Below are 23,380 nucleotides of genomic sequence, written 5' to 3'. Positions count from 1 at the left end.
CGGGGCTTCTTCACCGCACCACGTCGGGCGACGCACTTCATGTGCGCCTGCTCACGCGCCGGGCGGTGCTCCTGCCCACGCCGGGCGGTACGCCTGCGCACGCGCCCCGCAGCGGGAGACCGCCGGTCAGCGGTTCGCGTGCTCGTCGCGGCGGCGCCGCTGCTCCGCCTCGTGGAGTATCGACTCGGCGCCCGCCACCGCCGACGCCGCCGGCATGGCCTTGAACACCCAGGTGCGGTACGACCAGAAGCGGAACAGCGTCCCGAGGCCGATGCCGAGGAACTTGAACACGTTGCTCTGCAGCGGGCTGTCCCAGCCGAACCCGTACGTCGCCACGTACAGCACGCCGTTCTCGATCACCAGTCCGGCCGCGCTGAACACCAGGAACAGGGTCATCTCTCGGGTGCGCCCGCCCTTGTCCCGGTCCCGGTAGGTGAAGTGGCGGAAGCCGATGTAGTTGAAGGCGATCGCGACGATCGTGGCGATGATGCTCGCCCGGACCACCTGGAGCCCCGTGACATGCCGCACCAGGTTGAACACCAGGAGGTTGACCAGCAGTCCCGCCCCGCCGACCGCGCCGAACTTGGCGATCTCGCGCAGCAGCCGGTCGAACTTCCGGCGTACCGCGGCCTCGGGCCTGTCCGTGAGACTTGTGGAACCACTGCCCATCGTGTCGCCAGCCCCCGTCGGGTCGGTCGTATTCGGTCGCATCCGTCGTGTCGTTCGTGTCGCTCGGTAGTACCGGCCCCTCGGCCGGTCGTACCGGCCCCTCGGCGGAAAAAGGCGCCGAACGGTTCCGCCGACCCGGCCATGCTAACGAGCGCCGGTGAACGATGCCCGGGGACCGTACATGAGGACGGAAAGAAAGCCACCGGGACCGCACTTCGGGAAACCCCGTATGGGTCCTTTCGCGTACCCCTGGGAAAGTCCCTCCGAAACGGCTCTCCAAACGCCCTCCGCGGGGACGGAAACCGGCCTCCCTGGCCGGCCCGATACCCTGGGTCCGTGACGTTCCCGGTAGTCGGCATGGTCGGCGGTGGCCAGCTCGCTCGTATGACCCACGAGGCGGGCATCCCGCTGGGCATCAGGTTCAAGCTTCTCAGTGACACACCCCAGGACTCCGCGGCACAGGTCGTCGGCGACGTCGTCGTCGGCGACTACCGCGATCTGGAGACGCTGCGTGCCTTCGCGCGGGGCTGTGACGTGATCACCTTCGATCACGAGCACGTGCCCACCGAGCACCTGCGGGCCCTGGAGGCGGACGGCATCGCCGTACGCCCCGGCCCGGACGCGCTCGTGCACGCTCAGGACAAGGGCGTGATGCGCGCCAAACTCGACGCGATCGGCGTGCCCTGCCCGCGGCACCGCATCGTCAGCGACCCCGAGGACGTCGCGGCGTTCGCGGCCGAGGGCGAGGGCTTTCCCGTCGTCCTGAAGACCGTCCGCGGCGGCTACGACGGCAAGGGCGTCTGGGTGGTGGACTCCGCCGAGGAGGCCCAGGACCCCTTCCGCGCCGGTGTGCCCGTCCTCGCCGAGGAGAAGGTCGACTTCGTCCGGGAGCTGGCCGCCAACGTCGTACGGTCGCCGCACGGGCAGGCCGTCGCCTACCCGGTCGTGGAGTCCCGGCAGGTGAACGGCGTGTGCGACACCGTGATCGCCCCCGCCCCCGACCTGGACCAGGACCTGGCCCTCGAGGCCGAGCAGCTCGCGCTCACCATCGCCAAGGAACTCGACGTCGTCGGCCACCTCGCGGTGGAGCTGTTCCAGACCCGCGACGGCCGCGTCCTGGTCAACGAGCTGGCGATGCGCCCGCACAACTCGGGCCACTGGTCGATGGACGGCGCGATCACCTCGCAGTTCGCCAACCACGTCCGGGCCGTCCTCGACCTCCCGCTCGGTGACCCGCGCCCGCGCGCCAAGTGGACGGTCATGGTCAACGTCCTCGGCGGCGACTACCCGGACATGTACTCGGCGTACCTGCACTGCATGGCGCGCGACCCGCAGCTCAAGATCCACATGTATGGCAAGGACGTGAAGCCGGGCCGCAAGGTGGGCCACGTCAACACCTACGGCGACGACCTCGACGACGTGCTGGAGCGCGCCCGTCACGCAGCCGGCTACCTGAGAGGCACGATCACCGAATGAGCCCTGTTGTTGGCATCGTCATGGGGTCGGACTCCGACTGGCCCGTCATGGAGGCCGCCGCCAAGGCCCTCGACGAGTTCGAGATCGCGTACGAGGTCGACGTCGTCTCCGCGCACCGCATGCCGCGCGAGATGGTCGCCTACGGCGAGCAGGCGGCGGACCGCGGCCTGAAGGTGATCATCGCGGGTGCGGGCGGCGCCGCCCACCTGCCCGGCATGCTCGCCTCCGTCACCCCGCTGCCCGTCATCGGCGTCCCGGTCCCGCTGAAGTACCTCGACGGCATGGACTCGCTGCTGTCGATCGTGCAGATGCCGGCCGGTGTGCCGGTCGCGACGGTCTCCGTGGGTGGTGCCCGCAACGCCGGCCTGCTCGCGGCCCGCATCCTCGCCGCGCACGACGAGGAAATCCTGCAGAAGATGCGGGAGTTCCAGCAGGACCTCAACGACCAGGCCACCGAGAAGGGCAAGCGGCTGCGCTCCAAGGTCGAGGGAGCGGCGGCGGGTTTCGGCTTCAACTCGGGGAAGTGACCCGGTGAGCTCTCTTGAGGCAGCCCGGGGACTCCTGCGCGAGTTCCCGGTCGTCGACGGGCACAACGACCTGCCCTGGGCGCTGCGCAAGCAGGCCCGCTACGACCTGGACACCCTGGACATCGCCCGGCACCAGAACGCCCGCCTGCACACCGACCTGCCCCGGCTGCGCGAGGGCGGGGTCGGCGCCCAGTACTGGTCGGTGTACGTGCCCTGCGACCTGTCGGACCCGGTGTCCGCGACGCTGGAACAGATCGACTGCGTACGGCAGCTGCTCGCCCGCTACCCGGCGGACCTCGCCCCCGCCCTGACCGCCGCCGACATGGAGACGGCGCGCAGGGACGGCCGGATCGCCTCCCTCATGGGTGCGGAGGGCGGCCACTCCATCGCGAACTCCCTCGGCACGCTGCGCGGCCTGTACGCGCTCGGTGTGCGCTACATGACCCTCACCCACAACGACAACGTGGCCTGGGCGGACTCCGCGACGGACGAACCGGGCGTCGGCGGTCTGTCGGACTTCGGCCGCGAGGTGGTCCGGGAGATGAACCGCCTCGGCATGCTCGTCGACCTCTCGCACGTGGCGGCGACCACGATGCGCGACGCGCTGGACACCACCGAAGCCCCGGTGATCTTCTCCCACTCCTCCGCCCGCGCGGTGTGCGACCACCCGCGCAACATCCCCGACGACGTCCTCGAACGCCTGCCGGCCAACGGCGGGGTGGCGATGGTGACGTTCGTGCCGAAGTTCGTCCTCCAGGCGGCCGTCGACTGGACGGCCGCGGCGGACGACAACATGCGCGCGCACGGCCTGCACCCCCTCGACACCACCCCCGAGGCGATGAAGGTCCACCGCGCCTTCGAGGAGCGCACGCCGCGCCCGGTCGCCACGGTCGCGACGGTCGCCGACCACCTCGACCACATGCGCGAGGCGGCGGGCGTCGACCACGTCGGGATCGGCGGCGACTACGACGGCACCGCCTTCACCCCGGACGGCCTGGGCGACGTCTCCGGCTACCCGAACCTGATCGCGGAGCTGCTCGACCGCGGCTGGTCGAGGGCCGACCTGGCCAAGCTGACCTGGCAGAACGCGGTACGGGTGCTGGGTGCGGCCGAGGACGTGGCACGCGACCTGCAGAGCAGACGCGCCCCGTCGAACGCGACCATCGAGGACCTCGACGGCTGACCGTCCGGGGCGGGGCGGCCTCCGTGCACCCGGCCGCCCCGCCCGGCGGCCGGCTCAGAGGTACCGGGGTGCCGCCCTGCCTGGCGGTCGGCTCAGAGGTACCGGGGTGCCGCCCTGCCCGGCGGCCGGCTCAGGAGTGCTCGATCCGGCACAGGCAGAAGGGATGTCCCGCCGGGTCGGCGTACACCATGAAGTCCTTCTTCTCCCGGTCCTCCACGTCCAGCGGTCGCGCGCCCAGCGCCAGCACCTTCTCGTGCGCCGTGTCCACCTCCTCCCAGGTGGAGCCCGCGTCGAAGTCGAGGTGGAACTGCTGCGAGTTGCGGTCCGCGCGCGGCCACTCGGGCGGGACGTGGTCCTCCGCCCGCTGGAAGCCGAGCCGCGGCCCGTCGGGAATCTGCAGGACGACCCAGTCGTCGTCCTCGGCCTCAGGCGTGCCGCCGGCCACGCGCGCGTAGAACTCGGCGAGCGCGCGCGGGTCCGGGCAGTCGATCACCACGTTGCGGAAACGTGCCACAGCGGGCATGAGGGTCCTCCTTCGGCGTCAGGCGGCGCAGAGACAGAACGGGTGCCCGGCCGGGTCCGCGTACACACGGAAGCTGCGCGCGCGGTCCTCCGCGTCGAGCGGCTTCGCGCCCAGCTCCAGCACCCCCTGCTCCGCCGCGTCCAGGTCCTCCACCACCAGGTCCAGGTGGAACTGCTGCGAGTGGTCGGGCGCGGGCCACTTCGGCGGTACGAATCCGGGCGCCGCCTGGAAGGCCAGCGCCTGTCCGCCGGGCACCCGCAGGTCCACCCAGTCCCCCTCGCCCTCGACGCGGCCGCCGAGCACCTCGGCGTAGAAGGCGGCCAGCGCCCTCGGATCAGGGCAGTCCAGAACGACGGGGCCGAGCTTGGCGAGAGCCATGACTTCCTCCTCCAGATCGCGGTTACCCATGGAGTGCAGTTACCCGGAGCCGGTTACCTGTAGAGCCTAGTAACCGGTAACGGGTTACTGCATGCTCCCGTCCATCGGGTAACAACGCAAGAGGTACACGCCGATACACGCCGACCGGTCACAGTTACCGCCTCTGCGGGCGCTGGGGGTAACGTCGCGGGCATGAGTGAGAGATCGCCCGCGCCCGGCGGCCTGGAACTCGTCCAGGCCCTGGTGAACACGCTGGACATCGAGTCGGGCGCCGACTCGCTGGACACCGTGGAAGGCCGGGCCCGCTTCGCGCTCACGGAGGACGAGTTGCCGCGCGCCCGGGAACTGCGCGAGTCGCTGCGCGCCGTGCTGCTCGCCCACGCGGGCCACCCACCGCACCGCGAGGTGAGCCCGCTGACCCGGCTGCTGGCGCACGCCCCGCTGTACGTGGCCGTCGACGAGCGGGACGGCTCGGCCCGTCTGACCCCCGCCGACCAGGGCTCGCTGCACGCGCGCGTGGCGGCCGCCGTCGCCGAGGCGCTGACGGCGGGCACCTGGGGGCGCCTGAAGGCCTGCGAGGCCGTCGACTGCCACTGGGCGTACTACGACCGCAGCCCGGCCGGACGCGGTCGCTGGTGCTCGATGGCGGTGTGCGGGGCGCGCGCGAAGATGCGGCGGTACCGGGCGAAGGGGGCGTGATCCAGCAGGAGTTCGGCGGCCGGACGCCGACCCGGTGGTGCAGAATGCAACAGGACGCCGGTCCGGCCGACTGAGCCTCGGCCGGACCGGCGTCACCCGTACGCCTACGCGGTGGGACGGCCCATCGCCCGGTACGTCCACCCGGCCCGGCGCCAGACATCCGGGTCGAGCGCGTTGCGGCCGTCGAGGAGGATGCGGGAGGCCACCGCCTCGCCCAGCTGAGCCGGGTCCAGCTCACGGAACTCACGCCACTCGGTCAGGTGCAGTACGACATCGGCGCCCCGGACCGCCTCCAGCGCCGAGTCGGCGTAGCCGAGCGTCGGGAACAGCCGCCGGGCGTTGTCCATGCCCTTGGGGTCGTAGACCGTGACCTGGCCGCCCTGCAGATGGATCTGTCCGGCGACGTTCAGCGCGGGCGAGTCGCGGACGTCGTCGGAGTCGGGCTTGAAGGTGGCGCCGAGCACCGCGACCCGCTTGCCGAGGAACGAGACGCCGCCCAGCGCCTCCCGCGCCATCTCCACCATCTGGCCACGCCGGCGCATGTTGATGGAGTCGATCTCGCGCAGGAAGGTCAGCGCCTGGTCGGCGCCCAGCTCGCCGGCGCGCGCCATGAAGGCCCGGATGTCCTTCGGCAGACAGCCGCCGCCGAAGCCGATCCCCGCCCGCAGGAACTTCTTGCCGATCCGGTCGTCGTACCCGATGGCCTCCGCCAGCTTGACCACGTCGCCACCCGCGGCCTCGCACACCTCCGCCATCGCGTTGATGAAGGAGATCTTGGTGGCGAGGAAGGAGTTCGCGGAGGCCTTCACCAGCTCCGCGGTCGGGAAGTCGGTCACCACGAACGGCGAGCCCTCGGCGATCGGCGTCGCGTACACCTCACGCAGCAGCTTCTCGGCGCGCTCACTGCGCACACCGACCACGATCCGGTCCGGGTGCAGCGTGTCCTTCACGGCGAAGCCCTCACGCAGGAACTCCGGGTTCCAGGCCAGTTCCGCGTCCCCGCCGGCGGGCGCGTGCTCGGCGAGGTACGCGGCGAGGCGGTCCGCCGAGCCGACGGGCACGGTCGACTTGCCGACGACGAGCGCGGGGCCCTTCAGATGCGGGGCGAGGGAGGCGATCGCGGCGTCGACGTACGACATGTCGCAGGCGTACTCGCCGTGCTTCTGCGGGGTGTTCACACACAGGAAGTGGACGTCACCGAACTCGGCCAGCTCGGCCCAGTCCGTCGTGAAGCGCAGCCGCCCGCTGGAGCCCTCGATGCCCGCGACGTGCCTGCGCAGCAACTCCTCGAGCCCGGGCTCGTACAGCGGGACCTCGCCCCGCCGCAGCATCTCGATCTTTTCGGGCACGACGTCCAGCCCCAGCACCTCGAACCCCATCTCGGCCATGGCCGCGGCGTGTGTCGCGCCGAGATAGCCGGTGCCGATCACGGTGATCTTGAGGCTCATGGGTGCTCCAGAACGGGTAGGGCGGTGACCGGTGCCCGAGCATAGCCGGGCCTCTGACTGGGCAATTTCCCAGCTGTCGCCAAGCTCACGTACCCGTCCCGTGGGCGGGCCCCTAAAATTCCAGTTACTTAACGGTAATTAGCGTCAGCGCACTGCGTCTTCCTGGAGCGTGAGAGACCTTGGCCGGATCGGCTGACTTCGACCTGTACCGCCCGTCCGAAGAGCACGACATGCTCCGTGACGCCATCCGCTCGCTGGCCGAGGCGAAGATCGCGCCGTACGCCGCCGCGGTGGACGAGGAGGCCCGCTTCCCGCAGGAGGCGCTTGAGGCCCTGGTCGCGAACGACCTGCACGCGGTGCACGTACCGGAGGAGTACGGCGGCGCGGGCGCGGACGCGCTCGCCACCGTCATCGTGATCGAGGAGGTGGCCCGCGTCTGCGTGTCCTCCTCCCTCATCCCGGCCGTGAACAAGCTCGGCTCCCTCCCGGTCATCCTCTCCGGCTCCGAGGAGCTGAAGAAGAGGTACCTGGCGCCGCTGGCCAAGGGTGACGCGATGTTCTCCTACTGCCTCTCCGAGCCCGAGGCGGGCTCCGACGCGGCCGGCATGAAGACGCGCGCGGTCCGCGACGGCGACCACTGGGTGCTCAACGGCGTGAAGCGCTGGATCACCAACGCGGGCGTCTCCGAGTACTACACGGTCATGGCGGTGACCGACCCCGAGAAGCGCTCCAAGGGCATATCCGCCTTCGTCGTCGAGAAGTCGGACCCGGGCGTCTCCTTCGGCGCCCCGGAGAAGAAGCTCGGCATCAAGGGCTCGCCCACCCGCGAGGTCTACTTCGACAACGTCCGCATCCCCGCCGACCGCATGATCGGCGAGGAGGGCACCGGCTTCGCCACGGCGATGAAGACCCTCGACCACACCCGCATCACCATCGCCGCGCAGGCTCTCGGCGTCGCCCAGGGCGCCTTCGACTACGCCAAGAACTACGTGAAGGAACGCAAGCAGTTCGGCAAGCCGATCGCCGACTTCCAGGGCATCCAGTTCATGCTCGCCGACATGGCGATGAAGATCGAGGCCGCCCGCCAGCTGACCTACGCCGCCGCCGCCAAGTCCGAGCGCGGCGACTCCGACCTCACCTTCCAGGGCGCCGCCGCCAAGTGCTACGCCTCGGACGTGGCCATGGAGGTCACCACGGACGCCGTCCAGCTGCTCGGCGGCTACGGCTACACCCGCGACTACCCGGTCGAGCGCATGATGCGCGACGCGAAGATCACCCAGATTTACGAGGGTACGAACCAGGTTCAGCGGATCGTGATGGCAAGGAACCTTCCCTAGCAGGATTTTTGCAGGTCAGAAGCTGTTTCGAAGGTCCGGAGGGGCACCCTTGGCGTTCTGCCCATTGCGGCCCGGTCAGGGCCGTTCCTGGGCGTCATGCTGGGGGAGTCTTGGGCGGATGCCGGGCTGAAAACAGCCACTGACCTGCACAAACAACACAGCCCCCAGCGCGATGCCGGGGGCTGTTGTCGTACACGGTCAGGCGACCTCTGACGCCTCCGTGGGGTCGTCGGCGCCGGGCGTCAACATCGTCGCGATGGCGGCCCGGCCGCGCTGCTCGGCTCCTTCGAAGATGTGGTGGTAGTGCTCCCGCAGCACGTCCGTACTGCCGTGGCCCATCCAGTCGGCCACATCGCCCTCGGGGACTCTGGCGTACAGCAGTCGCGACCCGTAGTAGTGCCGGAGTGAGTGGGCCTTGCAGTACTTGCTGCCGACAGGGGGCGGCTCAGGATGCGGGGGCCGTCGCAGAGCTTCCTGGTCGAAGCGCTCTTTCGGGCCGGTCCATGGATTGCCGTGGTGGTGCACCAGTCGTTCCGTTCCGAGGAGTGCCAGCCGGTCCGGACCCAGGGACGGGGGATGGCCCCGGCCCGGCTGACTGGAGGGGAGGATCAGACGTTCAGGCCGAACCGCGCCGGGTTGATACCGGCCGCGTCCAGCTCCTCCGTGGTGAACCGCAGCGGCTCGGCGTCCGGCCGCTTGCTGTCGCCCAGCGCCCAGGCGTCCTCACCGATCCGGGCCAGGGTCACGCACCCCTCGGTACAGGGATCACCGCACGCCTGGACGAACGAGGCCCCGCTGATGTCGAGTGCGTACAGGTCGGTTCCGTTCTGCATCACTGCACCTTCCTGCGCAACTAGTCGCGGTCATGGCTGACCGCAGCCGCCCGAACGGGCGGGAGTTCAAAGGGGGGAGAGCCGCGCTTCAGCGGTAGGAACGCTTGCCGGACTCGGCGCACCGTGTGTACTGGCACGGCGGCCACCCGGAAGTCATGAGAGGTGCCGGATCATCACTCGGGGACACCGCCTGCTCGGGCTCCCACGTTTGCCCCGAGTCACGGGAAACGCGCATCGTCATCAGCGGTTGGTCAGCGAAGAGCCGCTGTGCCGCTCCCTTGCGCGTCACGCGTGCACCTCAGCTTGGTGACGACGGAGCCTCACGTTGCCGTCTGAAACCCCGCTGCAGTCCCTTGCGGATCGCGCGTTGTCAAGCGATCACGGTTGACGGAACGGGAAACCGCGTGACCTCCACCAAGCCTGCTCGTCTGGCGCGCTCCCAGTCGTGGCTCCGGTGCGGCTGGGCCGACCTGCGCAGACTGCTGACGATCACGGGAAATGCTGGGGACGGGGCCCACGGGGAAGATGGAGGAAGGGGGCGAACGCATCGCGTCGGCGGCCGCCCCCAAGGGCGCTGGACATCGGCCGGCCGAAGGGCGCAACCCCCATGCCTGAGCTGCCAGACGTCGAGGGATTCCGGAGGGTGCTCCAGTCCTGCGCGAAGGGCAGGGTCGTTCAACGCGTCGACGTGCGCGACGCAGGCGTCCTGCGCGGGGTGAGCGTGCGCCGGCTGCGCGACGCGCTGGAGGGCCGGCGGTTCACCGAGCCGAAGCGGCACGGGAAGTGGCTGCTGGCCCCCACCGGCGGCGGTCCCACCCTCCTGCTGCACTTCGGCATGACGGGTCGGCTGGTCTGCTCTCGCCCCCACGACGTGGTCGAGGCCCACGACCGCGTCCTGTTCACCGTGGGCGGCGACCGCCAGCTCCGCTACCGGGACCAGCGCAAGCTTCAGGGACTCTGGCTGGCCGAGGACGACTCGGACGTCGCCCGGCTGCTGGGCCGGCAGGGCCCCGACGCCCTGGCGGTGGACGGCAGGGAGTTCGGGGCCGCGCTCTCCTCCCGCCGCGGCCGCATCAAGAGCGTCCTCATGGACCAGTCCGTCCTTGCCGGACTGGGCAACCTGCTCGCCGACGAGATTCTGTGGTGCGCCCGGCTACGTCCCACCCGCCCGGTCGGCGACCTCACCCAGGCCGAGGTCCGGCGCCTGTACACGCACATGCGCCGGACCCTGCGCTCGGCGGTCACCGCGGGGTGCGTGCCGCCGTACGACTCCTGGCTCACCGGCCACCGGGACGACCCCGTTCCGGCCTGTCCGCGCTGCGGCGGCATCCTGCGGCGGTCGCGTGTCGCGGGTCGCGGGACGGTGTGGTGCCCACGGTGCCAGCCGGACGGGCCGCCGCCGTGACGGCTAGTCGCCGGAGACCGTCACCGTCTGGTCGTTCTTCAGTTCGTCGACCAGCGTCTTGACCTTGGCCTTGTCCCAGAGCAGGTTGCCGCCGGTCGAGCCGGAGATCGGCATGTTCATGGACTTGCCGTTGCCGCCGTTGACGCCCTTCATCGCCCAGAACATGGAGGCCAGGTCCCACAGGGACATGTCCTTGTCCACGGTCAGCGCGTCCAGGCCGGCGCCCATCGTCGGGTAGAGCTTGAACGGGTTGAGGACCGTCGACGGGGTCGCGACCTGGTGGGCGAGCGCCGCCAGGAACTTCTGCTGGTTCTTGGTCCGCTGCAGGTCGCTCTGTGCGAAGGCGTGCCGGGTGCGGACGAAGGCGAGGGCCTGATCGCCGTTCAGCGTCTGTGTGCCCGCCTTGAAGTCGGCGCCCGAGTACTTGTCCTTGAAGCCCTTGTCGATCGTGAGCGTGACGCCACCGACCGCGTCCACGATGTTCGCGAAGCCGGCGAAGCCGATTTCCGCGTAGTGGTCGATGTGCAGCCCGGTGTTGTACTCGATGGTGCGGACCAGCAGCTCCGGGCCGTCCTCCGCGTACGTCGCGTTCAGCTTCGTGTGGCGGCCGGTGCCCTGGTAGACCTTGCCGGAGGTGGACCCCTTGTAGGTGGGTATCTCCACGTCCGAGTCGCGCGGCAGCGAGATCAGCGTGTCGCCGTTGTCGCCGACGTGCAGGATCATCATGGTGTCCGTGCGCTTGCCCTCGGCGGACCCGGTGTGCAGCTTCTGCTTGTCCGCGTCCGACAGACCCGCGCGGCTGTCGGAGCCGACGATCAGGTAGTTGGTGCCCTTGCCCGCCGCGGGCCGGTCGATGACCTTGGACAGGTCGACGTCGCGGTGCAGCTTGGAGTCGGCCCAGAAGTAGGTGGCGACCGAGGTCACCGCGAGGGCGGTGACCAGCGTGATCGCGGTCCACTTGATCCGGCGGCGCCAGTTGGGCGCGGGGCGCGCCCCGCCGGGACCGTCGCCGCCCGGTCCGTGGGGTCTGCCGGCCGGGCTGCCGTAGACCTGGCCGGTGTTGTAACCACTGTCATAGCCGTTGTCGTAGCCGTCGTATCCCCGGTCGTCGTACGTCGGCTGCTGCGGCACCCCGCCGTACGGCGGCGCGGCCTGGGGGCCGCCCGGCGGGCCGGGCGTACGCCGGACCTGCCGCATCACGCGCGCGCCTTCGGGCTGAGCGCTGGTGCTGCCGCGTCCGTAGCGGTTGCCGCGGCTGTCGTCGGACCATCCCTCGGGCCAATCGTTCATGCGCCCCAGTGTGCAGGGTCGGGCCGTGGGCCGTACAAGAGCCGAGGAAAAACAGGGTCAGGGCTGTTGCGAAGCCGACACAAAGTCTCCGGATCGTGCCGCGGCATAAGGTGGAGGCCATGACAGACCAGGCCCCCGCCCCGGAATCAGAAATTCCGGGCGAAACAGAGGCTGCACTCCCCGGGAAGCCCACCTCCGCATCCCGGACCACGCTCAGCCACATCATGACCCACAACGACACCAACCTGCTGGGCACGGTGCACGGCGGCGTGATCATGAAACTCGTCGACGACGCGGCGGGCGCGGTGGCCGGCCGGCACAGCGGCGGACCCGCGGTGACCGCGTCGATGGACGAGATGGCGTTCCTGGAGCCCGTCCGGGTCGGCGACCTGGTCCATGTGAAGGCCCAGGTCAACTGGACGGGCCGGACGTCCATGGAGGTCGGCGTACGGGTCCTGGCCGAACGCTGGAACGAGTCCGCCCCGCCCACCCAGGTCGGCTCCGCCTACCTCGTCTTCGCGGCGGTCGACGCGGACGGCAAGCCCCGCCCGGTTCCGCCGGTGATCCCGGAGACGGACCGGGACAGGCGCCGCTACCAGGAAGCCCAGATCCGCCGCACCCACCGCCTGGCCCGCCGTCGAGCGATCATGGAGCTGAGGGAGAAGAGGGCGGCGGAGGGGTACGAGGACTGACGCACCGTGGTGCGGCCCTCACGTCGTGCGCCCTTACGCCGGGCACACCACCTGGTCCCCGGTCACCACGGCCTGCTGTGGCGCCGGCGATGCCTTCGGTTCCGGCGTCCGCACCGTCACCGGCCGCACTTCCTTGAAGTCCGCCCCCACGGTCACCCGCAGCATCGGCCCTTGTCCCGGCACGGCCCGCAGCTCGCTCCCCGGCAAGGCCGCCTCCAGGACCTTCGCCGGGCGGTTCCACCGCGGGTCGTAGCTCACCACCGTGCGCCGCACTCCGCGCTCCGCCGCGTTCACCGGGTGCCGCGTCGTGCGGAATCCGGTGGCCGCCAGCCCGTCGTCCGCCCGTCTGCCGAGCCCCTCCGTCAGCGTTCCGTTCTCCACCTGCACCCGGATCTGCTGCGGAGGGACCTCCACCTCCACGGCCGCAGGCCCCTGAGCAGGAGCTTTCGGCTTCTCCTGCCCCTTCGGCTTCTCCTGCCCCTTCGGCCGCGGCTCCCCGGGAGCGAGCGGCCGGTCGTCCCGCAGGGAGTCGAACAACGTCTTGGCCTTCGCGTCGTCCCACTTCACCGTCGACCCCAGCCCCTTGACCTGGTACTCCATCCGCCCGATCGGCACGGTCGTGAACTCCGACGACCGCGGCGAGAAGTTCCGCATCGCCCGCCCCAGGTCCAGCAGCTCGTCCGTCCCGAACCGCTGGTCCGCCCGCACCGACCCGAGCGCCGCCCGCGCCACGTCCCGGAGCTTCGCCGGGTTCAGCAGCACACCCGACGACGTCGCCCGGTCGATCAGCGCCGCCAGGAACCTCTGCTGCCGCTGCATCCGCCCCAGGTCGGACGCCCCGTCCACATGCCGGGAGCGCACGTACTGCAACGCCTGCCCGCCGCCCAGCACATGCGTGCCCGGGGCAAGATCGAGCCCGGTGTACGTGTCCTTCAGCGGCTGCGTGCTGCACACCCGTACCCCGCCGAGGACGTCCACCGTCTTCATGAAGCTGACGAAGTCGACCTCCAGGTAGTGGTCGATCTTCAGATGGGTCATGTCCTCGACCGTGCGCACGGTCAGGTTCGGCCCACCCTCCGCGTAGGCCGCGTTCAGCCGGATCGGATGGGTACCGAGCCGCTGCCCTGTCGTCTCGTCGGTGTGCTCCGGCACCTCCGCGTAGGAGTCGCGGGGCAGGCTGACCACGGTCGCCCGCTCCCGGTCCGCCGAGATGTGCACGATCATGATCGTGTCGGTGCAGTGGCAGGGCTGGCCGCCCAGGTGGTACGCCCGCCGCTCCCGCTCCGTGATCCTGTCGCGCCCGTCGGTGCCGACCAGCAGCACGTTCATGCCGTTCCCCGCCGCGGGACGGTTCTTCATGTCCCTGAAAGGGTCGATACGGGAGATCCCGCCGTCGAGGGTGGTGATCACCGCGTGCCCGATGCCCGCCGAGACCAGGACCACCACGGACAGCGTGGTGGCCATCCGCACGGGCCAGCCGCGCTTCCGCCGCCGGACGGGCGGCCGCCTGGCGGGGGAGCGGCCAACCGGCCCGCGGCGCGCGGGTGAGCGGGTGGGCGTGGGCACGGGGGAGACCTCCGCGGGGCTGGGCATGGGTCCGCGAGCACCGTAGGCCCTTGCGATCTTCGGCCCTCGGCGGCGCCCGGGCGGCGCGCACCGGTGTCCCCCGTTCGCGGTAACGTGAGGCTCCTATGAACGCCAAGCCCGACGTGCAGTTGCCCGCCGTGTCCGTGATCATGCCCGTACTCGACGAGGAGCGGCATCTGCGCGGAGCCGTCCGTGCGATCCTCGCCCAGGAGTACGAGGGTGAGATGGAGGTCGTGATCGCGCTCGGCCCGTCCACGGACCGCACGGACGAGATCGCGGCCGAGCTGGTCCGCGAGGACCCGCGTGTACACACGGTTCCGAACCCGACCGGCCGCACACCCGCAGCGCTGAACGCCGCGATCAAGGCCTCCCGGCACCCGATCGTGGTCCGCGTCGACGGCCACGGCATGCTCTCGCCGAACTACATCGCGACGGCCGTGCGCCTCCTGGAGGAGACCGGCGCGCAGAACGTCGGCGGCATCATGCACGCCGAGGGCGAGAACGACTGGGAGCACGCGGTCGCCGCCGCAATGACCTCCAGGATCGGGGTCGGGAACGCCGCCTTCCACACCGGTGGCGAGGCCGGCCCCGCGGAGACGGTCTACCTCGGCGTCTTCCGCCGGGAGGCCCTCGAGCAGCAGGGCGGCTACAACGAGGAGTTCATCCGGGCCCAGGACTGGGAGCTGAACTTCCGCATCCGCGAGGCGGGCGGCCTGATCTGGTTCTCACCGGAGCTGAAGGTGTCGTACCGGCCCAGGCCGTCGGTGCGCGCGCTCGCCAAGCAGTACAAGGACTACGGCCGCTGGCGCCATGTCGTCGCCCGCTACCACTCCGGCTCCATCAACCTGCGCTACCTGGCCCCGCCGACGGCCGTGTGCGCGATCGCGGCGGGCATCGTGGTGGGCGCCGCGCTCACCCCGTGGGGCTTGGTGATCCCCGGTGGCTATCTCGCGGCGATCGTCCTGGGTTCGATCCCGGCGGGCAGGGGCCTGCCGCTGAAGGCCCGTCTGCAGATCCCCGTCGCTCTCGCCACCATGCACATGTCGTGGGGGTGGGGCTTCCTGACCAGCCCCAAGTCCCTGGCGAGGAAGGTCATCGCCTCGCGGCGGCCGGCGGTGGTCGTCGAGGCCTGACGGGCCGATTCCCGGCAGCCGTCAGCCCCGGAACCCGAGCGGATCCGGGGCTGACGGCCGCCTACCACCGGTAGGGCCGGTACACGTCCATGCACTGACCGGTGTCCGAGCCGTTGAGCGCGTCGGAGTTGCTGGGGAGGTCACCGGCCTTCGGCGCGGACTGCTTCGGGTAGCTCGTGCCGGTGCGCCAGTCGGAACCCACGATGACGGTGACGCCCGACACGTCGGTCGACTTCTTGACGGAACTCATGGGAATGCCGAGTGCGTTGGCGACGCTCCGGGCATCGCCCTCGAGGTCCGCGCTCGGGTAACGCACGACCGTCTGGTCCTCGGACAGCGCCGTCGTCGTGTCGGGCTCGGCCCTGGTGAAGCCCTTCCCCACGAGCACCTGGCTGATGTCGCGCGCCCGGAGCGGCACCGGGGCCTGCGTGGACGTCCTGGTGGCGTTCTGCACCACCACGCCCAACCGGTCGGCCGCGACCGTGGCCGACGGGGCCTTGGCCGCCTGGCTCGCGCTCGTCGTCTTCTTCGGCGCCGGCGTCGTGCCCTTGTCGTCGAACGGCACGTCGTCGCGGATCATCTCCCAGATCTTGTCCGCGTTCGCACCGTCGGGGATCACGTGGTCGTCGTTCTGCGGGTCGGTGACGTTGGGCATCGTGGTCATGGTGATGCGGTTCGTCGGAACCGTCTTCAGCTGCATGGCCAGGTCGTACAGCTTCCTGACCGAGCCGATCTCCTCGGAGACCTGCAGCGACTTGGTGGCCGCCTCGGCCAGGTTCATCAGCCGGCCCGTGTCGGTGAAGACGTTCTGGCTCTTCAGCGTGCGGATCATCGAGTTCAGGTACATGTGCTGGGCCCTGGCCCGCAGCAGGTCACTGCCCCAGGCGTGCCGGGTGCGCAGCCACTGCAGGGCCTGCTCGCCCGTGACCTTCTTCGTGCCGGCCGTCATCTTCAGCCCCGATCCTCCGGGCACGCGCGGCAGGGGGCGGTCCCACACGTTCTGGTTCACGCAGACGTCGACGCCACCGATGGCGTCGGCCATCTTCACCACGCCCGCAAAGTCGATCATCATCCAGTGGTCGATGTAGACCTTGGTGAGGTTCTGCCAGGTGGCCAGGGTGCAGCCGGGGCCGCCGCGGGCCAGCGACTCGTTGATGATGGCGTTGGTCGGCGGGTACTGATGGCCGGTCGCCGGATCCTTGCACGCGGGGATCTCGACCCGGGTGTCGCGCGGGATGCTCACCACGGCGGCGCTCTTGCGGTCGGCGGACAGGTGGATGAGCATCTCGACGTCGGCCAGCGGCGGGTTGCCACGGTTGTCCCTGCTGCCGCCCAGCGCGACGTTCTCGTCGGAGTTACGGCTGTCGGAGCCGATCAGCAGGATGTTCACCGGTGTCTGGCCGGCCGCGTTCGGCTGCGTCTTCTGTGCCTTCGAGTCGCCGCTGCTGCGCTCACCCTTGCGGATGTTGCCGTTCAGGTGCTGGTAGTAGAGGTATCCGGCGCCGGCCGTGCCGAGTATCACGACCGACAGAACCGTCGCCGACCAGCGCAGCGCACGCCTTCCGGGGCCTCTGCTGTTGCTGCCCCGTCTGTTCGCGCCCGGTCCTCCTCCGCCGTTCCGGCCGTGGCCCCCCGGCACGTCCTGTGTCTGCGGTGCGAGGGACACCGCCTCCCCGACCGCCGGCTTCTCCCCGCGCAGACCACTCCGCGTCAATTCCCCATCCTCCCCACCCTTTGCGCCATCGAACAGGCCTGTCATGCGTCCTGTTAGACGCGTGACAGGCCCGTAAGGTGGCGCTGTGCGCTCAACTGGCGCACTGAACCTTGTCCGCCGTGGACTTGTTGTCGACGTCCGGTGCCTTCGTCGGAGCGGTGAGCGGCGTGCCCGGGCCCTGGAAGTCCTGGCCGAGGGTCAGCACCATCGCGGGCAGACCCTGGTCGTTCTTCTCGCTCTTGCCCGGCTTCAGCGCCGACGCGGGCAGTCCCATGATGTCCGCCAGCTTGCGCGCCTGATCCGCCTGGTCGGGCGAGTACTCGAGAGTCGTCTTGCTCAGTGTCTTGCCCGCGTTGCCGAGCTGGCTGGACTTGGTGACGCCCTCGTTGTTCTGCAGCCAGCTGAGGGTCGTCTGTGCGCTGCCGGTGGGGGCGCCGCCGTTGTAGATGTCGACGCGGATGTCCGATGCAGCCGAACGTGAGCCCTTGAGGGGGTTGTCCGCGGTGGCCTTCGCCGCCTGCTGCTTCTTCTTCACCGTGGTGAAGGAGACATCGTTCTTGATCGCGGCGAAGACCTCGGGACCCTTGTTCGGGTCGACGATGACCGTCTTGTGCACGACGCCGTCCGCGGGGTTGTCGACCACCGGCACGGTGAGGAAGGTGATGTTCTTCGTCGGCACCTTCTTCAGCTCCAGGGCCACGTCCTTGAGGGTGCTCACCTTGTGCAGGCCGGTGTCCACGGTCAGCGCCTTGGTGGCGGCCTCGGCGAGGTCGAGCAGCTTACTCGGGTCGGTCAGCGTGTCACTTGAGGACATCTTGCGCATCAGCGACGCCATGAACTGCTGCTGCACCTTGATCCGGTCCAGGTCGCCGTGGTTGCCCCAGGAATGCCGGGTGCGCACGAAGGCGAGCGCCTGCTCGCCCTCGATCTTGGACGGGCCGGCGGGCAGGTCGAGGTGCGACTTCGGGTCGTTGACCGCGTGCTTGAGACACACCTCGACGCCGCCCACCGCCGTCGTCAGCGTCTTCACGGCGTTGAAGTCGAGCATCATGAAGTGGTCGGGCTCTATGCCCCCGGTGATCTCCTTCACCGTGCGCATGGTGCAGCCCGGGTCGCGGCCGTCCTGCCCGAGGCTCGTGTTGAAGCGGACGTTCTGCGTGCCGGGGATGACCTTCGTGGTGCCGTCGGGTTGCTTCGTCGGACAGTCCGGCACGTTGACGATCAGGTCGCGCGGGATGCTCAGCGCGGTCGCGTTCGTCCGGTCCTTGGAGACGTGCAGCAGGATGTTGGTGTCGGCGTGGCCGACGCTGCCCTTGTCGCCGTAGCCTTCGTTGCCCTTGCCGGTGCGCTTGTCGGTACCGATGATCAGGATGTTGAAGGCCTCGTCCTTGCTGAAGCCGTTCTTGGCGGCGTCACCCACGTCCGTCGTCGCGACGTTGCCCTCCAGGTGCTGGAGGTAGAAGTAACCGGCCGCCGTGACCGCGACGAGCACGAACGCCATGCTGCCGCCGGTCCACAACAGTATCTTCTTCGCCTTGCCCTTCTTGGGCTTGGTACGGCCCCGGCGGCGCCCGGGAGGCTCCGGGGGTGCCCCCCGGCGGCGCTGACCGGGGAGGACGTCCGGGGCCGGCTCCCCGCGGCCGGGTGCCGTGCGGGTACCCCCCTGCACGCCGTCGACAGGGGTCGCCCTGCGTGGTCTCGGCACGGACGACTGCGCTCCGGGAGGGGCCAGTCGCAGTTCGTATTCGCCGGTGTCCGGGTTGAGCACCCACTGGTCTGCGGGGTCGATGTTGTCCGCCCGCCCACGGCCTTGCGCGTCCACGGTTGTTCGAATCCTCCGTCGGGGCCACGCGGCGCCTTCCCCCTCAAGGCGCTCGGGTCTCTTCAGCCAGTGCGTGTGCCCGGGACGGACCTCGGGGCGTGGCACCGGATCGCTCACACTATCCGCCCAGTTCAGCGTCGAGCGACAGCGGTGACAAATTCCACTTCCCTACAACCGGGCAATCCGCCCTATTTCTCAGGGACTTCTTAGCTCACACGTTCCCCGTCATGGGCCGCGCTTTACCCGCAGGCGTCCTGGGCGGCCGTGTTGCCCGTGAAAGTGGGCGTGGGGCCGGGAGGTGTCTTCTGTGCCGATCCTGCCCCGGAATCGGCCGCCGTATTGCTCGTTTTTGCGGCTGAATTACCCGGAACTTCCTTGGTGACCTCGACCGGCTGGTCCGCGCGCAGACGCCCGAAGAGTTTGTCCGCGGCCGGCTGCACCAGTTGGTCACGATTGAGGTCGGCCGGGTACGGGGTGCGGGGGGCCGTCAGGAACTGCACATGTTCGGCGGAGAGGTTCCCGAGGCCACGCACGAGTGCGTAGAGTCCGCGCAGACTCGCCAGACCCGGGTCCGTGGTGAGGGCCGAAGTGGCGGCGTCCAGCACGGGATACAGCTTCACCGGGTTGAGCAGGACCTTGTTGCTGCGCACCTTGGTGACCAGCGCGCCGAGGAAGCGCTGCTGGCGTTCCATCCGCTCGGTGTCGCTGCCGTCGCCGAGGCTCTTGCGGGCCCGTACGTAGCCGAGTGCCTGCTCGCCGTCGAGCGTCACCTTGCCCGCGGGCAGCCTGAGCCTGGCGGCCGTGTCGTCGATGGGTTGCCGCAGACACACCTGGACGCCGCCGAGCGCGTCGATCATCTTCTTGAAGCCGTCGAAGTCGACGACCATGTGGTGGTCGATCCGGATGCTCGTCAGCTTCTCGACGGTACGGATCGTGCAGGCCGAACCCCCGGTCGCGAAGGCGTAATTGAACATGGTGAACTGCGCCTTGCTGCGGCTGCCGTCCGGCCGGCCGCAGCTCGGCACGTTCACCATGAGGTCACGGGGGAGGGAGACGGCGGTGGCGCTGCGCCGGTCGGCCGCGAGGTGCAGCAGGATCGTGGTGTCGGACCGCTCCGTCCCGGAGTCCCGCCCGTACCGGCCGTTGCCGGCGCCCGCACGCGAGTCGGACCCGATGAGCAGGATGTTCTGTGCCCCGCGCACGAGCGCCGTGGGCCGCTCCTTCTCGTACCGCTCGAGCTCGGCGGCGGCAGCCTCGTCCGCGGTGATGTTCGAGTCGAGCTTCTCGTAGGCGACCCATCCGGCCCCGGCCGCACCCAGCACCAGCACGGCCAGCCCGAGGGCACACAGACGCACCCAGCGCCGACGCCGATGACGTGCTCTCACTTCCGGGTCCACCACCTTGGGTCGTACGAGCGGGAACTGCTCTTACGACCATGGCCCGGGGCGGGGGCGCACGGCGTCCGATACTGGTCCGGATGGCGGCCGACAGCGCCCCTATGGGGGCGCGGGCTGTGACTTCATTGCGGGTCCGCGCGTGGGCGGGATCGCTGTGACGGATCCGCGGCGCTATCGATACGGGGGCCGGCGGCGCGATCGCTGCGACGGGCCGGCAGCGATCGGCAGGTCGGGTCTGTGGTGCGTTCGTCGTGGCGGACTCGCGGCGATGGACGGGTCGGGTGTGTGGCGTGATTGCTGCGGGGGGTCGGCAGCGATCGGCAGGTCGGGTCTGTGGTGCGTTCGTCGTGGCGGACTCGCGGCGATGGACGGGTCGGGTGTGTGGCGTGATTGCTGCGGGGGGTCGGCAGCGATCGGCAGGTCGGGTCTGTGGTGCGTTCGTCGTGGCGGACTCGCGGCGATGGACGGGTCGGGTGTGTGGCGGGATCGCTGTGACGGATCCGCGGCGCTATCGATACAGGGCCCGGCGGCGCGATCGCTGCGACGGACCCGCATCGATCGACAGGCCGGACCCGCATCGATCGACAGGCCGGACCCGCGGCCCGATCGCCGCCACGGACCCGCGGTCGACCCACGGGCGGTGGCCGCCCGGCGCTGGTCAGCTCAAGGCCGTCGCCGTCACCTTCTCGCTCTCGATCCGCTTGGCCAGCCCTTCCTCTCCCAACCGCTCGAGATGCCGGCACAGCACGACCGAGCCCCCTGCGGCCAGGGGGGCGTACAACCCGGCGCTCAGCCCCGCCCAGGTGTCGTACGGCAAACCCGACAACAACCGCGCCCCGGGCCCGCTCAGCCCGAGCGGCAGCGCGTCCGCACGGGCCCGTGCCACCACTTCCGCCGCCGTGAACTCGGCCCCGGCGACGATCAGCGCCGGCTCGTCCGGGTTCACGGGGGCGTACGGCTGGAAGCGGTCGCCCTGGCTCGGCACCTCGACCGCGTAGTCGACGAAGCCGTCTGGGGGCTGCGGGAAGCGGCCGCCGAGGGGGCGCAGGGCGAGGGCCACGCGCTCCCCGGAACAGGCGCGCGCCGCGTCCAGCGTGTCGGGACCGCTGACCACGAGGTCGGCGGCGCCCGGATCGCCGTCGACGTCCGCGAGGACGCCCACGGACGAGCAGGCGAGCAGCCACACCGCCGTCTGCCAGTGCGCGGGCAGCAGCAGCGCGACCCGGTCGCCGGGCTCGGCGGCGAGGTCACCCTGGAGGAGGTTGGCGGTCTTGGCCACCCAATTGGCGAAGGTGGCCACGGAGAGTTCGACGCGTTCGCCCGTGGCGTCGTCGTAGAAGGTCACGAGGGGGCGCGCGGGGTCCGCGGCGAGCGCGGATCGCAGCAGGTCGGCGGGGGTGCGATCGGTGGCGTTCACGCGCGCAAGCGTACGCGGGGGCGGACGTGCGGGCGTCGGTGGCGGGGTGTGGGGCACCACCGGTTCGGCCGAGCGCGGTCGACGGGTCGTCAGATTCCAAATGGACATACATGTCTGAATATGTCCAAGATCATGGGCATGCGTGGATATCTTGCTTCCTCGATCGGCGTCAGCTGCGCGGCGGTACTGACTCTTCCGTTCGCGGTCCCGGCCGCGGGGGCCGGAACCGGCGTGCGGGGTCCGTCGGCTTCGGCGGCCGTCCCCGGTAGTACCCAGTCCCTCCCCCTGGTGCCCATCACCCGCGCCGCCGGGGTGTTGGTCGAAGCGGGCCTGACCCAGCAGACGGTGCGCTCCTTCTCGCTCGTCGGCGTCGTCTGGGACGACCCGGGCGTCGACCTCCACGGCCATGTCGAGGTCCGTACCCGCGCGAGCGGGACGCACCAGTGGTCCGAGTGGCAGGAACTCGAGACGCACCACCACGGCCACGGCCCCGACCCCGACACCACCGAGGGTCGGGCCGGCAGGGTGCGCGGGGGGACCGCGCCGCTGTGGGTCGGTGACTCGGACGGGGTGGAGGTACGGGTGAGCGCCGAGCGGGACGACACCGGAACGACGCGGTCACCCACGCTCCCCGACGGACTCCGTGTCGAACTGGTGGATCCGGGCGCGGATTCGAAGGCGGGCGCCCCCGGCCCCACCGCACGCGCCGCCTCGCCGGAACCGTCCGACGAGGGTGCCCCCGGCGCCGCGATCCCGGCACCCTCGCACGGGGCGCAGGAAACGCAGAGACCACAGGGAGCGGCGAAGGAGCCTTCGAACACGGCGGAGGAGGCGGCCGACCCTGCGCAGGGAACGGCGAATCCCGCGAAGGAGACCCCGAATCCGGCACAAGGGACCGCAAACCCGGCAAAGGGGACCGCGAGTCCCGCGGATACCACCGGCCCCGCGAAGGAAGCCCCGGGCAAGGAGCCGGAACAGCTCCCGGAGCACACGAGGACCCACACCGCCCCGCGCCCGAAAATCGTCACCCGCAGCGGCTGGGGCGCCGACGAGACGCTGCGCGAGGCGGGCTTCGTCTACACCGACAGTGTGAAGGTGGCGTTCGTGCACCACACGGCGTCGGGCAACAACTACACCTGCGCGCAGGCCCCTTCCGTCATCCGCAGTATCTACCGTTACCACGTGGTGAGTAACGGCTGGCGGGACATCGGCTACAACTTCCTCGTCGACAAGTGCGGAACCATCTACGAGGGCCGCGCCGGGGGCACCGACAAGCCCGTGCTGGGCGCCCATACCCTCGGGTTCAACAGTGACAGCATGGGCGTCGCCGCCATCGGCACCTACTCCGGCAACACCAAGCCGTCGACCGACACACTGGACGGTGTGGGCGCCCTGACGGCGTGGAAGCTCGGTCTGTACGGCATGGATCCGCGCGGCACGACATACCTGGAGTCCGATGGTGGCAATCTGTACCCAAAGGGTGCGAAGGCGCGACTGAATGTACTCTCCGGCCATCGCGACGGGTACGCCACGGACTGTCCCGGACAGCAGCTGTACGGCAAACTCGGCACGATCCGCTCCACCGCGGCCCGCCTGCAGGGCCGCTGAGGGCGGAGGGCCGGCGCATGACGGCGTACGGACCACCCGTACGCCGTCGTACGGTGAGCGGCATCACACCGCGCGGCGGTCCGCACGACACCGTACGAGTCCATCCGCACGAAGGTGTGCGGGGCCACCCCACACAGCCATCGAAGGACACCCCACTGTCATCGAGGGCGCCGGAGAGGGGCCACTCTCACGGTCCTCATAACGCCCTTTGCGGTCCTCATAACACGGTCTGCGTAAACTGG

The 23,380-nt window shown here is 70.2% G+C and carries 21 protein-coding genes; 9 read left to right on the top strand and 12 right to left on the bottom strand.

Annotation, left to right across the window (positions count from 1 at the left end; translation table 11 throughout):
- Positions 1–126: 126 nt before the first annotated feature.
- Positions 127–669: a GtrA family protein gene (locus tag ACFYZJ_RS32865; RefSeq protein ID WP_388574312.1), complete on the bottom strand. Its 543-nt coding sequence runs from the start codon at positions 667–669 to the stop codon at positions 127–129.
- Positions 670–1,005: 336 nt separating this feature from the next.
- On the opposite strand from ACFYZJ_RS32865, the gene ACFYZJ_RS32860 reads away from it, so the two are divergent.
- Genes ACFYZJ_RS32860 through ACFYZJ_RS32850 form a run of 3 tightly spaced genes read left to right on the top strand, consistent with a single transcriptional unit; the run spans position 1,006 to position 3,855 of the window.
- Positions 1,006–2,145, top strand: a complete 1,140-nt coding sequence (locus tag ACFYZJ_RS32860; RefSeq protein ID WP_388574118.1) for a 5-(carboxyamino)imidazole ribonucleotide synthase — start codon at positions 1,006–1,008, stop codon at positions 2,143–2,145.
- Positions 2,142–2,672 carry a 5-(carboxyamino)imidazole ribonucleotide mutase gene (gene purE / locus ACFYZJ_RS32855; protein ID WP_388574115.1) on the top strand — a complete coding sequence of 177 codons (531 nt, stop codon included), beginning with the start codon at positions 2,142–2,144 and terminating at the stop codon, positions 2,670–2,672. Before ACFYZJ_RS32860 ends, purE begins: the two co-directional genes overlap by 4 nt.
- Positions 2,673–2,676: 4 nt before the next feature.
- Complete coding sequence (locus ACFYZJ_RS32850; protein WP_388574112.1) at positions 2,677–3,855, top strand: dipeptidase; 1,179 nt, start codon at positions 2,677–2,679, stop codon at positions 3,853–3,855.
- A 130-nt stretch (positions 3,856–3,985) separates the two neighbouring features.
- On the opposite strand, the gene ACFYZJ_RS32845 is transcribed toward ACFYZJ_RS32850, so the two are convergent.
- Both ACFYZJ_RS32845 and ACFYZJ_RS32840 read right to left on the bottom strand, forming a co-directional pair.
- Positions 3,986–4,378 (bottom strand): VOC family protein, encoded by a 393-nt coding sequence (locus ACFYZJ_RS32845; protein ID WP_388574110.1) that lies wholly within the window; start codon positions 4,376–4,378, stop codon positions 3,986–3,988.
- 18 nt (positions 4,379–4,396) lie between these two features.
- A complete protein-coding gene (locus tag ACFYZJ_RS32840) occupies positions 4,397–4,756 on the bottom strand; it encodes a VOC family protein (protein WP_388574107.1) in 360 nt (119 codons plus the stop codon).
- 192 nt (positions 4,757–4,948) lie between these two features.
- On the opposite strand from ACFYZJ_RS32840, the gene ACFYZJ_RS32835 reads away from it, so the two are divergent.
- On the top strand, positions 4,949–5,455 hold the full coding sequence (locus ACFYZJ_RS32835) for a CGNR zinc finger domain-containing protein (RefSeq protein WP_388574105.1): 507 nt from the start codon (positions 4,949–4,951) through the stop codon (positions 5,453–5,455).
- A 104-nt stretch (positions 5,456–5,559) separates the two neighbouring features.
- Here ACFYZJ_RS32835 and ACFYZJ_RS32830 read toward each other — a convergent pair whose 3' ends face one another.
- On the bottom strand, positions 5,560–6,903 hold the full coding sequence (locus tag ACFYZJ_RS32830) for a UDP-glucose dehydrogenase family protein (protein ID WP_388574102.1): 1,344 nt from the start codon (positions 6,901–6,903) through the stop codon (positions 5,560–5,562).
- A gap of 179 nt (positions 6,904–7,082) precedes the next feature.
- Here ACFYZJ_RS32830 and ACFYZJ_RS32825 point away from each other — a divergent pair, with 179 nt between their 5' ends.
- Positions 7,083–8,240, top strand: coding sequence for an acyl-CoA dehydrogenase (locus tag ACFYZJ_RS32825; RefSeq protein WP_388574100.1), 1,158 nt, complete (start codon positions 7,083–7,085; stop codon positions 8,238–8,240).
- 198 nt (positions 8,241–8,438) lie between these two features.
- Here the strand turns inward: ACFYZJ_RS32825 and ACFYZJ_RS32820 are convergent, their stop codons facing one another.
- The gene (locus tag ACFYZJ_RS32820) at positions 8,439–8,765 is read right to left on the bottom strand and encodes a hypothetical protein (protein WP_388574323.1); all 327 of its coding nucleotides are present in this window, start codon (positions 8,763–8,765) and stop codon (positions 8,439–8,441) included.
- Positions 8,766–8,848: 83 nt separating this feature from the next.
- A complete protein-coding gene (locus tag ACFYZJ_RS32815; RefSeq protein WP_388574097.1) occupies positions 8,849–9,073 on the bottom strand; it encodes a DUF397 domain-containing protein in 225 nt (74 codons plus the stop codon).
- A 607-nt stretch (positions 9,074–9,680) separates the two neighbouring features.
- Here ACFYZJ_RS32815 and ACFYZJ_RS32810 point away from each other — a divergent pair.
- Entirely contained in the window at positions 9,681–10,478 is a 798-nt protein-coding gene (locus ACFYZJ_RS32810; protein ID WP_388574094.1) for an Fpg/Nei family DNA glycosylase, read from the top strand.
- A 3-nt stretch (positions 10,479–10,481) separates the two neighbouring features.
- Here the strand turns inward: ACFYZJ_RS32810 and ACFYZJ_RS32805 are convergent, their stop codons facing one another.
- Entirely contained in the window at positions 10,482–11,768 is a 1,287-nt protein-coding gene (locus tag ACFYZJ_RS32805) for an LCP family protein (RefSeq protein WP_388574091.1), read from the bottom strand.
- A gap of 119 nt (positions 11,769–11,887) precedes the next feature.
- Here ACFYZJ_RS32805 and ACFYZJ_RS32800 point away from each other — a divergent pair, with 119 nt between their 5' ends.
- Positions 11,888–12,460: an acyl-CoA thioesterase gene (locus ACFYZJ_RS32800; RefSeq protein WP_388574088.1), complete on the top strand. Its 573-nt coding sequence runs from the start codon at positions 11,888–11,890 to the stop codon at positions 12,458–12,460.
- A 33-nt stretch (positions 12,461–12,493) separates the two neighbouring features.
- Here ACFYZJ_RS32800 and ACFYZJ_RS32795 read toward each other — a convergent pair whose 3' ends face one another.
- Entirely contained in the window at positions 12,494–14,053 is a 1,560-nt protein-coding gene (locus ACFYZJ_RS32795; protein ID WP_388574085.1) for an LCP family protein, read from the bottom strand.
- A gap of 98 nt (positions 14,054–14,151) precedes the next feature.
- On the opposite strand from ACFYZJ_RS32795, the gene ACFYZJ_RS32790 reads away from it, so the two are divergent.
- Entirely contained in the window at positions 14,152–15,180 is a 1,029-nt protein-coding gene (locus ACFYZJ_RS32790; RefSeq protein WP_388574082.1) for a glycosyltransferase family 2 protein, read from the top strand.
- Between the two features lie 61 nt (positions 15,181–15,241).
- Here the strand turns inward: ACFYZJ_RS32790 and ACFYZJ_RS32785 are convergent, their stop codons facing one another.
- The 4 genes from ACFYZJ_RS32785 to ACFYZJ_RS32770 all read right to left on the bottom strand — a co-directional run bounded on the left by ACFYZJ_RS32785 (position 15,242) and on the right by ACFYZJ_RS32770 (position 21,530).
- Positions 15,242–16,894 carry an LCP family protein gene (locus tag ACFYZJ_RS32785; protein WP_388574079.1) on the bottom strand — a complete coding sequence of 551 codons (1,653 nt, stop codon included), beginning with the start codon at positions 16,892–16,894 and terminating at the stop codon, positions 15,242–15,244.
- 91 nt (positions 16,895–16,985) lie between these two features.
- Complete coding sequence (locus tag ACFYZJ_RS32780) at positions 16,986–18,716, bottom strand: LCP family protein (RefSeq protein ID WP_388574076.1); 1,731 nt, start codon at positions 18,714–18,716, stop codon at positions 16,986–16,988.
- A 239-nt stretch (positions 18,717–18,955) separates the two neighbouring features.
- On the bottom strand, positions 18,956–20,101 hold the full coding sequence (locus ACFYZJ_RS32775; protein WP_388574074.1) for an LCP family protein: 1,146 nt from the start codon (positions 20,099–20,101) through the stop codon (positions 18,956–18,958).
- Positions 20,102–20,771: 670 nt separating this feature from the next.
- The gene (locus tag ACFYZJ_RS32770; protein ID WP_388574071.1) at positions 20,772–21,530 is read right to left on the bottom strand and encodes a TIGR03089 family protein; all 759 of its coding nucleotides are present in this window, start codon (positions 21,528–21,530) and stop codon (positions 20,772–20,774) included.
- 120 nt (positions 21,531–21,650) lie between these two features.
- Between ACFYZJ_RS32770 and ACFYZJ_RS32765 the strand changes: the two genes are divergently transcribed.
- Positions 21,651–23,138: an N-acetylmuramoyl-L-alanine amidase gene (locus ACFYZJ_RS32765; RefSeq protein ID WP_388574068.1), complete on the top strand. Its 1,488-nt coding sequence runs from the start codon at positions 21,651–21,653 to the stop codon at positions 23,136–23,138.
- The last annotated feature ends 242 nt before the right edge of the window (positions 23,139–23,380 follow it).

The organism is Streptomyces sp. NPDC001848, from assembly GCF_042891915.1.
Classification (GTDB): domain Bacteria; phylum Actinomycetota; class Actinomycetes; order Streptomycetales; family Streptomycetaceae; genus Streptomyces.
The sequence above is the reverse complement of the archived record's forward strand: the minus strand, read 5'-3'. Positions and strand labels throughout refer to the sequence as shown.

What these genes read in the sequence shown, in the direction of transcription:
- ACFYZJ_RS32835 (WP_388574105.1), top strand. Translation starts at nt 4,949, where the DNA reads ATGAGTGAGAGATCGCCCGCGCCCGGCGGCCTGGAACTCGTCCAGGCC.
- ACFYZJ_RS32840 (WP_388574107.1), bottom strand. Translation starts at nt 4,756, where the DNA reads ATGGCTCTCGCCAAGCTCGGCCCCGTCGTTCTGGACTGCCCTGATCCG.
- ACFYZJ_RS32765 (WP_388574068.1), top strand. Translation starts at nt 21,651, where the DNA reads ATGTCCAAGATCATGGGCATGCGTGGATATCTTGCTTCCTCGATCGGC.
- purE (WP_388574115.1), top strand. Translation starts at nt 2,142, where the DNA reads ATGAGCCCTGTTGTTGGCATCGTCATGGGGTCGGACTCCGACTGGCCC.
- ACFYZJ_RS32865 (WP_388574312.1), bottom strand. Translation starts at nt 669, where the DNA reads ATGGGCAGTGGTTCCACAAGTCTCACGGACAGGCCCGAGGCCGCGGTA.
- ACFYZJ_RS32795 (WP_388574085.1), bottom strand. Translation starts at nt 14,053, where the DNA reads ATGCCCAGCCCCGCGGAGGTCTCCCCCGTGCCCACGCCCACCCGCTCA.
- ACFYZJ_RS32845 (WP_388574110.1), bottom strand. Translation starts at nt 4,378, where the DNA reads ATGCCCGCTGTGGCACGTTTCCGCAACGTGGTGATCGACTGCCCGGAC.
- ACFYZJ_RS32805 (WP_388574091.1), bottom strand. Translation starts at nt 11,768, where the DNA reads ATGAACGATTGGCCCGAGGGATGGTCCGACGACAGCCGCGGCAACCGC.
- ACFYZJ_RS32815 (WP_388574097.1), bottom strand. Translation starts at nt 9,073, where the DNA reads ATGCAGAACGGAACCGACCTGTACGCACTCGACATCAGCGGGGCCTCG.
- ACFYZJ_RS32800 (WP_388574088.1), top strand. Translation starts at nt 11,888, where the DNA reads ATGACAGACCAGGCCCCCGCCCCGGAATCAGAAATTCCGGGCGAAACA.
- ACFYZJ_RS32830 (WP_388574102.1), bottom strand. Translation starts at nt 6,903, where the DNA reads ATGAGCCTCAAGATCACCGTGATCGGCACCGGCTATCTCGGCGCGACA.
- ACFYZJ_RS32810 (WP_388574094.1), top strand. Translation starts at nt 9,681, where the DNA reads ATGCCTGAGCTGCCAGACGTCGAGGGATTCCGGAGGGTGCTCCAGTCC.
- ACFYZJ_RS32790 (WP_388574082.1), top strand. Translation starts at nt 14,152, where the DNA reads ATGAACGCCAAGCCCGACGTGCAGTTGCCCGCCGTGTCCGTGATCATG.